At 69.7% G+C, this 8,349-nt stretch carries 10 protein-coding genes; 6 read left to right on the top strand and 4 right to left on the bottom strand.

What is annotated here, in order from left to right:
• Positions 1-20: 20 nt before the first annotated feature.
• The gene (locus ACWPOB_RS28365; RefSeq protein ID WP_455402858.1) at positions 21-692 is read right to left on the bottom strand and encodes an SDR family oxidoreductase; all 672 of its coding nucleotides are present in this window, start codon (positions 690-692) and stop codon (positions 21-23) included.
• 9 nt (positions 693-701) lie between these two features.
• Positions 702-1,364 (bottom strand): SanA/YdcF family protein, encoded by a 663-nt coding sequence (locus ACWPOB_RS28360; protein ID WP_455402857.1) that lies wholly within the window; start codon positions 1,362-1,364, stop codon positions 702-704.
• A gap of 39 nt (positions 1,365-1,403) precedes the next feature.
• On the opposite strand from ACWPOB_RS28360, the gene ACWPOB_RS28355 reads away from it, so the two are divergent.
• Positions 1,404-2,432 carry a PHP domain-containing protein gene (locus tag ACWPOB_RS28355; RefSeq protein WP_455402856.1) on the top strand — a complete coding sequence of 343 codons (1,029 nt, stop codon included), beginning with the start codon at positions 1,404-1,406 and terminating at the stop codon, positions 2,430-2,432.
• Between the two features lie 4 nt (positions 2,433-2,436).
• On the opposite strand, the gene ACWPOB_RS28350 is transcribed toward ACWPOB_RS28355, so the two are convergent.
• Positions 2,437-3,324 carry a spermidine synthase gene (locus tag ACWPOB_RS28350; protein ID WP_100055586.1) on the bottom strand — a complete coding sequence of 296 codons (888 nt, stop codon included), beginning with the start codon at positions 3,322-3,324 and terminating at the stop codon, positions 2,437-2,439.
• Between ACWPOB_RS28350 and ACWPOB_RS28345 the strand changes: the two genes are divergently transcribed.
• The 4 genes from ACWPOB_RS28345 to ACWPOB_RS28330 all read left to right on the top strand — a co-directional run bounded on the left by ACWPOB_RS28345 (position 3,323) and on the right by ACWPOB_RS28330 (position 6,117).
• Entirely contained in the window at positions 3,323-3,583 is a 261-nt protein-coding gene (locus tag ACWPOB_RS28345; RefSeq protein ID WP_455402855.1) for a hypothetical protein, read from the top strand. The two genes, ACWPOB_RS28350 and ACWPOB_RS28345, sit on opposite strands and share 2 nt — an antisense overlap.
• Positions 3,584-4,008: 425 nt before the next feature.
• Positions 4,009-4,836 carry an alpha/beta fold hydrolase gene (locus tag ACWPOB_RS28340; RefSeq protein ID WP_455402854.1) on the top strand — a complete coding sequence of 276 codons (828 nt, stop codon included), beginning with the start codon at positions 4,009-4,011 and terminating at the stop codon, positions 4,834-4,836.
• A 33-nt stretch (positions 4,837-4,869) separates the two neighbouring features.
• Positions 4,870-5,655 carry a hypothetical protein gene (locus tag ACWPOB_RS28335; RefSeq protein ID WP_455402853.1) on the top strand — a complete coding sequence of 262 codons (786 nt, stop codon included), beginning with the start codon at positions 4,870-4,872 and terminating at the stop codon, positions 5,653-5,655.
• 87 nt (positions 5,656-5,742) lie between these two features.
• Positions 5,743-6,117 carry a helix-turn-helix domain-containing protein gene (locus tag ACWPOB_RS28330; protein ID WP_455402852.1) on the top strand — a complete coding sequence of 125 codons (375 nt, stop codon included), beginning with the start codon at positions 5,743-5,745 and terminating at the stop codon, positions 6,115-6,117.
• 196 nt (positions 6,118-6,313) lie between these two features.
• Here the strand turns inward: ACWPOB_RS28330 and ACWPOB_RS28325 are convergent, their stop codons facing one another.
• Positions 6,314-6,976 (bottom strand): TetR/AcrR family transcriptional regulator, encoded by a 663-nt coding sequence (locus ACWPOB_RS28325; RefSeq protein WP_455402851.1) that lies wholly within the window; start codon positions 6,974-6,976, stop codon positions 6,314-6,316.
• 141 nt (positions 6,977-7,117) lie between these two features.
• Here ACWPOB_RS28325 and ACWPOB_RS28320 point away from each other — a divergent pair, with 141 nt between their 5' ends.
• Positions 7,118-8,236, top strand: a complete 1,119-nt coding sequence (locus tag ACWPOB_RS28320; RefSeq protein ID WP_455402850.1) for a VOC family protein — start codon at positions 7,118-7,120, stop codon at positions 8,234-8,236.
• Positions 8,237-8,349: the final 113 nt, after the last annotated feature.

The raw sequence follows: 8,349 nt of genomic DNA, 5'->3' as shown, positions 1-8,349 counted from the left end.
GCCGTTCTGACGCCGACGGCTCAGCGCGGCCGCAGCACGATCTCCGTCGGGTGCGCGTCGGCCGGTGTCTGGACCGCCTGGCGCACTGCGCGCGCCACGGTCGACGCCTTCAGGAAGCGTTCCGGTTCGTAGGTCCGCCCCTCGCTCGCGACGATCGCACGCTGCATGTCGGTGTCGATCCGGCCCGGATGCACCGATGTCACTCGCAGCGCCGGCTCCTCCTGCCGCAGGACGTCGGAGAACGCGCGCAACGCGAACTTGCTGGCGGCGTACGCACCCCAGCCGGCCTTCGCGTTCAGCCCGGCCCCCGAGTTGAGCAGCACGACATGGCCGTTCGCGGCCCGCAGCGCCGGCAGGAGCAGACGCGTCAGCTCCACCACCGCCACCACGTTCGACTCGAACATCTCCCGCCACTGGGCGATTCCGCCGTCGGCGATCGTCCCGAGCTCGGCGAGGCCCGCGTTGTGCACCAGCACGTCCAACCGGTCGATGCCCGAGCAGGCCGTGGCCACCGCCTCGTGGTCGATCAGGTCGACCGGCCACGGCGCCGCCTCCGGTATCTCCTCGCAGATCGCCCGGAGCGACTCCGCGCGCCGGCCCCCGAGCAGCAGGTCGTGGCTGGGGGCGAGTTCCCGGGCGATGGCGGCGCCGACGCCGCGGCCGCCGCCGGTGATCAGGGCTGAAGGTCGCATGCGACGACCCTAGGCGAGGATTCCGGTCGACGCGCCGCCCGTGGCCGACCCCACGCGCGGCGGCCGCGGAAAGCGCATCTCCACAAGCGCTTTCGGCCGCGACAGCAGATACTCGCGCAGCACGTTGCGCACCCGGGTGCGCAGCCGGCAGTCGCACCCGGCCACCACGCCGGCCATGTCGATCCCTGCGCGCCGCCCCAGCGCGACGGCCCGCGGAAGATGGAAGTCCTGGGTGGCGATCAGGGCCGTCGTCACGCCGTAGACCTGGGCGGCGCGATGGCAGGTGTCGTATGTGTCGAGCCCGTAGGGGTCGGTGGCGATCACTTCCCGTCCCACGCCGTGCGCCACCAGATAGCCGGTCATCGCCGCGATCTCGTCCCCGGACCGGCCCCCCGCGTCGCCCGAGACGAGCACGCTGCGGGCGCGGCCGTCCGCGAGCAGAGCGACGGCGACGTCGAGGCGCCCGCGCAGCATCGGCATGGGCCATCCGTTCCGGACCCGGGCACCCGGCACGATCACCACCGGCGCCGTCGGCGCGTCGGCGAGGGTGTACAGCCGCCCCGCCGCGGGCGCCGCGACCCGGGCCGAGACCCCGGCCAGCGCCAGCGTCCCTCCGGCCACCCCGATCGCGGTTCCGGTCACCGTCCGCCGCCACCTCGCATTTGTGCGCATGCGCCCCACGCTACGGACCGCCGTGGCGAGAATGGACGCATGGACCCGGTGGACGCCCTGCGGGAGGTCGCGTTCTGGCTCGAACGCGACCGGGCCGAGAGCTACCGCGTGAAGGCCTACCGCCACGCCGCCGACGTGGTCGCCCGGCTGAGCCCCGAGCAGCGCGCCGCGCGGCGCCGTACGGACAGCTGGACGGCCCTCGCCGGTGTCGGCCCGAAGACCGCCACCGTGATCCGGGAAGCCTTCGACGGGGTGCCCGCGTACCTGCAGCAGCTGCGCGCGGAGGCCGAGCCGATCGGCCGCGGCGGCGCGGAACTGCTGGAGGCCCTGCAGGGCGATCTCCACGTGCATTCGGACTGGTCGGACGGTGGCAGCCCGATCGCCGAGATGATGCGGACCGCCGCGGCACTCGGGCGCCGATACTGCGCGCTGACCGACCACTCCCCCCGGCTGAAGGTGGCCAACGGGCTCACGGCCGAGCGGTTGCGCACCCAGTTGGGGGTCGTCGCTGACCTCAACCGCGTCCTCGCGGACAGCGGCCGCCCCTTTCGCATTCTCACCGGGATCGAGGTGGACATCCTCGACGACGGCACCCTCGACCAGGACGAAGGCCTGCTCGCCGAGCTCGACGTCGTGGTGGCGAGCGTGCACTCGAATCTGCGGGCCGACCGGACGGTCATGACGAAGCGGATGCTGAAGGCGGTGCAGAACCCGCACGTCGACGTGCTCGGGCACTGCACGGGCCGGCTGGTGCAGGGTGGGCGCGGCACCCGCCCGGAGTCGCGGTTCGACGCCGAGGCGGTGTTCTCGGCGTGCCGCGACCACAGCACTGCGGTGGAGATCAACGCGCGCCCCGAGCGGCAGGACCCGCCGGAGCGGCTGATCGACCTCGCTCTGAATCTCGGTTGCCGCTTCGCGATCGACACCGACGCGCACGCGCCCGGACAGCTGGACTGGATCGGGTACGGCTGCGAACGGGCCGCCGAACGCGGGGTCGAAGCCGGGGACGTGATCAACACGTGGCCGGTCGAGGACCTGCTCGCCTGGACGGTCGGCCGGACGGGCTGACGGGTCAGCCGGTGGCCACCTCGTCGGCCGGGACCGTGGCCGGCGGGCGGCACTCGGCGTCGAGGAGGACGCGGGCGTCGGCGGCGAACCGGCGGACCTGTGCGTCGGTCCAGACCTGGGCGGGCACTCCCCCGCCGAGCAGGTCCCTGGCCAGGGTCGGGGACTGGCCGAGCGGTGCGTCGCTGCCGGCGATGACGATGTTGCCGTAGCGGCGGCCCTTGAGCATCGCCGGATCCGCGATGATCGCGGTGTGCTCGAAGATGCTGCCGATGGTGGCCGCCTCCCGCCGGGCGGTGGTCAGATCCCGGGTGTCACCACAGTTGACGACGTAGACGCCGCCCGCATCGAGCACCCGGCGGGCGTGCCGGGTGAACTCGACGGTGGTCAGCGCGACGGGCGTCCGGTTGATCGCGAAGACGTCGCGGACGATCACGTCGCGTGTCGCGTCGGTCAGCGAGGCGAGGACCGCCCGCGCCTCCCCCACCCGGATCCGCAGCAGCGGGGCACGGGGCAGGTCGAACCAGTCCCGGACGAGTTCGGCGAGCCTGCCGTCGATCTCGACCACCACCTGCCGCGCGTTCGGATAGGTGGCGGCGAGGTAGCGGGCCATGGAACAGGCCCCTCCGCCGAGGTGCAGCACGCGCAGCCGCTCGTCCCGGGGCCGCTGTGATTCGAGCAGTTGCGCGATCCACCGCATGTACTCGAATTCGAGCAGCGTGGGATCGGCGAGATCGATGTGGGAGCTGGGCACCCCGTTGACCTCGAGCACCCAGCCGTCCGGCAGGTACCGGTCCTTGACGAGCTCGCAGGTGCCGGTGTCGATGTCGTAGATGCCCTCGGCCGGACCGCGGCCGGACCCCGGCGCGGCCCGACGCTCCCGCTGCCTGCCCATGGCATCGAGGGTAGCCGGGCCGCGAGTGCCGTCGGGATCCGGTCTCCGGGCGCGCTCGGTCGGTGCGCTCCGAGGGTTCCTGGCCGAGGGAACCGAGCGCGCCTATGCGAAGGACGATCGACTGTTCTTCGGCTTCCTGTTTCGGCGCGAGAAGTACTGGGACGAGACCGATTACGAGGGCGGTTATGACGACGAGTCGTGGCGTCGGCGGTCGGTGGACAACTCTCGCCGCATCGGCGGCAGCACATGGGCGCGGTAGTTGTCTGCGTTCCAGCTCAGGATCTGTTGTGCGACAGTGGTTTATAGCTGTATGGAGGCGGGGGCCTGCTGACACCGGACGGCGTGGGAGGACTGCCTCGACCGTCGCGTGAGGACCCGATCCGGGTGATCGGCGAAAGCGAACGTCCCTCCCGCCTCCCACGGTGCGTCCCGCTCTGTGCCATCGGGTTCATCGTGAATCGCCGGTGTCGCGCGCGAGGGCCTGCGTGAGCGTACGAAATGTCGGATATGTTGTCCAACAATGCCTCTACGCGGTAGAGCTGCGGCTCGCCGACTGCCCCGCGCCCGGCGAGCCTGGTAGCTCTCTAGCTGAGATGAAGCTTGCAAGCAAGCATTCCGAGGGGTAATCTGTCTCACAGTCGCGTTGCACTCCAGGCGAGGGGTCAACCGAGAGGCGGTCATCCAATGCAGAAGAAGACGCCGAGCGCTTCGACGCTGGAAGAACCACAGTTCATGAAGACGGCGGGGTTGCGTGTCCGCTACCGAGTCCGGGGCGACGGGCCGGCCCTGCTGATGATCAACGGTATCGGCCTCCCCCTGGAGTTCTGGCGTCCACTCGAGGCCCGGCTCGGGCGGTTTCGGACCATCACAGTCGACCCGCCGGGCTCGGGGCATTCCTCGGTCCCCCGCGGCCGCTTCGGCCTCCGCGAGCACGCGGGCGTCGTCGATGATCTCCTCGAGCACCTCGGGATCGACTCGGCCGGCGTGCTCGGCCTGTCGTTCGGCGGAATGGTGGCGCAGGAGCTGGCACGCCGGAGTCCCGGACGCGTCGAGAAGCTCGCGCTTGCCTCGACGAACTGCGGCCTGGGCGGCATGCCCAGCCCGCCGAGGGCGTTGACCGCCGTCTTCAACCCGGTGAGCTTCTACTCCCCGGCGTATTTCCGTAAGGTCGCCCCGCTGATCTACGGCGAGGGGATCGTCGACGATCCCGCGCTCCTCGACGAGCACCTCGAGATCCGCCGGGACTGCCGGCCGTCGTTGCGGGGCCATGTCGTCCAGCTCCGCGCGGCCTTCGAGTGGACCAGTCGACCGTGGCTGCGCCACCTGCCGATGCCCGTGCTCGTGATCGCGGGGAGCGACGATCGGCTCGTGCCGACCGTCAACGGCCGGATCATCGCCAAGGCCGTCCCTCACGGCCGCCTGGAGATCATCGACGGGGGCAGCCACCTGTGCGTGCTCCAGGAGACCGCCCGGGCGGCGCAGCTCATCGGGGACTTCCTCGATGAGCACTGAGCCGGCCGTGCCCTGCGAGACTGTGCCGTCTCGATGACCGAGCGCCCGCTCCGGGGGGCGTGGTGGTCGATGATGCGGCCGCTCGAGACGTGGGGCCGGTTGTGGTCGATGGACGCCCTGGTGCCCAGCGGCGTGTGGTGGGCGGCAGCGGATCCCGGGCTGCTCCCGGAGGTCGTGAGCGGCCTGGGACGGGCGCTACGCGGACGCCGCCTCGGCCTCGAGGTCGGTGGCCGGCGAATCCGTGCCGAACTCCACTCGGTCTGGCTGGACCGCCGCGACAATCAGTTCGCGGGGCGACTCGAGTTGCGTGGCGTGGAGTGCGAGGGCCTGCAGATCCAACGCCTGTCGGTCGCCGCCGACACCGTGGCGCTCACCCCGCCGCCCGACCTTGCGATCGTGACCTTCGGCGTCGAGCTCCGGGGTCACACGACGCCCGAGACGTTCGTCGCGTGGCTGGACCGCAGGCTCTCCGACTGGGATCTGCGCATCGTCGAGGGGCGTCTCGTCGAGGCGGTCTCGCGAGGCGGCCACCGGCGATTCCTCCTCGACGGCCTCGTCCACGACGGAGAGGTCGAAGCGGAGGTCCGGGCCGTCGGGTACCGGCGCATGACATTTCGATGTCCGCGTTGGCTGCGCTTCACACGCAGGTTCCGGCTCCCCGCCCTGCCGGAAGGCGCCGCACTCGTCGCTGTGACGCGTAACGGGGATCGCGTCGAGTTCCGGCTGACGATGCCCGCCCTCAGGTACTCCCTCGATCCCGGCCTGCTACGGGAGGCGATGCGTGCGGCCCGCTCGGGCGACGGTCTGCGCCACGCATGACGACCAGACGTCGTGGCAGTGGATGAGCCGCACCTACTGGGCCTCGGGCGTGCGTTCAGCCCCGAGCGTGTCAGTAAACTCGCCTGTATGAGGAGACCGTCGGCACAGCTCGGGGAAATCATCCGACGGCAGCGAGAATTCAACAAGTTCACCCTGCGGCAGTTCGCCGAGATGGCCGGGATCTCGAATCCGTACCTCTCGCAGATCGAGCGCGGACTGCGCGCCCCATCGGCAACCGTCATCGATGCCATCGCACGCTCCCTGAACATCAGCGCCGACATTCTCTACGAGCAGGCCGGCTTTCCTGCAGGCGACCGCGACGGCGACGACGCACGTGCAAGAATCGAAGCCGCCCTCGAGGCCGACCCGGCCCTCGCGCCTCGACAGCGACGCGCCCTGATGGAGATCTACGACGCCATGGTGATGGCGGGTCCGGTTCCTCGCTCGCGTCGCCGCAGTTAGTCGTCGCCGCGTGATGCTCGGCAGTCGATCCGCACCAAGAATTCGAGGCTCCAGATCACGGCGGGTGGGAAGCCGCGCCTGCCGAGGATCGGGGACGTCGAGGCCCGACGGTCTCGGGAGCTGCCGTCGCAGCCGTCGAGCGGGCCGAGCAATCGAGGACGCGGCCGGGCCGGTACATCCTGACGAAGCAGACGAGCTATGTGGCGGTCGCGCCCTGGGGCTGATACTCGGCGTCGGGTAAGGGGCGTCGGCAGATTTCGTGGGCTTCGTCGGCCGAGACGCCGAACATGCGCAACAGGTCCTCGGTGACCTGGTCGGTGGCCTCCGCGTCGTCACGTTCGGGGTGGTCGTGCAGCAGTTGACCCAGGCATAGCGCGGCCCCTGCTGCGATTGTCATGGCCAGTTCGGGATCGCGCACGCTGAACCGGCCCGAACGGGCAGCTGCCTCGATGTCCCGGCGAGCTCTCGGCGCCAGGCCCTTGTCCGAGCCGATCAGACTCAGACCGTTGCTGAGCAGAACCTTGCTCAGTTCGGGATTCCTGCGATGGAGGCGTCCGGTCAGACGGAAGCTCTGCGCAAAGACCTGGGCAGGGTCGTCCAGATCTGCGGTCAGTTCGTCGAGCGCCGCGCCATGGCGGTCGAGGGCCTCCTCCACGGCAGCGTGGAAGAGCTCCTCTTTGGTCTGGAAGTGGTTGTAGAAGGACCCCATCCCGACATCTGCGGCTTGGGTGATCTCGAGAATCGGGGCGGTCAGTTTCCCTGCCGCCATGAACGACTGGGCTGCGCGTACGAGTGCGGCGCGGGTGCGCGCCTTGCGCCGGTCCAGGCGGTTCGGTGCATCGGTGCTCTGCTCGGTCATGCCTGCGTGCCCTTCTCTCTGATCCGTCCGACCTGGCCCTACCCTACGGCGCGTCATCAATTGTGACGAATTCCTCAAAAACTCTTGACTGACGATATCTTCGTAAGTGACGATATCGTCATAACTTGAAGGGAGTGGTCCATGAGTGTCCACCATGACCCGCATACCGGACTGCACAGTGAGCAGGGCGCGCTGGCGGGCGAGCACCGGGGGAAGGCCGCCGAGCCGATCATCAAGGTGTTCGACCTCGCGTGGCTGGAGTTCGAGAAGCCCGACCTCGATCGGGCGGAGGCGTTCGCGCGTGCCTTCGGTTTTGCGACGGCGCTTCGAACGGCGCACGAACTACAGTTGCGCGGCACAGACCCCGGTTCGCCCTGCGTACTCATCCGCCGAGGCCCGCGTTCGCGGTTCGTCGGTCCCGCCTTCCGGGCAGCCGACTCGACCGACGTGCTGCGACTCGCGGACGCAGTCGGAGGCGCGGTCGTGCCCCTCCCCGAGAGCCTCGGCGGGATCGCTGTCGATCTCGTGGATCCAAGCGCTCTGGGCGTCCGCGTGGTGTCCGACACGTTCGAATTGCCGGCGCTGTCCGCCCAGGCTCCGCTCCACTTCAATTTCGGACACGACCGCGGTCGGGTGAACACCACCCAGCGGCCACCCCGCGCGCCGGCCACCGTGCAACGGCTCGGTCACGTCGTGCTCCAGACGACGAAGTACCTCGAAACGCTCAACTGGTACCTCGAGCACCTCGGACTGATCGTCAGCGACTTCCTCTACCACCCGGGGCAACGGGCCCGGGGCCCGATCATGAGCTTCATCCGCTGCGACCGGGGTGCCACGCCCACCGACCATCACACCCTCGCGATGGTTCTCGGCCCGGCCAACCGCTATGTGCATTCGGCATATCAGGTCGCCGACCTGGACTCCCTCGCGGCAGGAGGTGAGTACCTGCTCGACCGGGGCTACCGCCGGTCCTGGGGCATCGGCCGGCACATCCAGGGCAGCCAGATCTTCGACTACTGGCGCGACCCCGACGGATTCATGGTCGAGCACTTCAGCGACGGCGATCTCTTCGACAACACGCTCGAGGCGGGCTGGGCACCGATGACCGCGTCCGGACTGGCCCAGTGGGGGCCGCCCGCCACCAAGGACTTCCTCGGACTGAGCCCCGGTCGGGACTCACTCCAGGAGCTGCGCGCCATCGTCCACGCGCTGCGCGCCGACAACGAATTCGACCTCCACCGCCTACTAGGACTTTGTTAGGTTGGGAAGGTGTGGTGGCAGGTCGGGCAGGTACCGATCCAATAGGCCAGTGCGCGTTGGAGTTCGCGCACGATTCCGTAGAGGGTCAGCCCTGCCCAACCGCTTTTGGGTCG

The organism is Rhodococcus sp. 2H158 (genome assembly GCF_053764755.1).
This window is presented reverse-complemented; position numbering and strand designations above follow the sequence as displayed.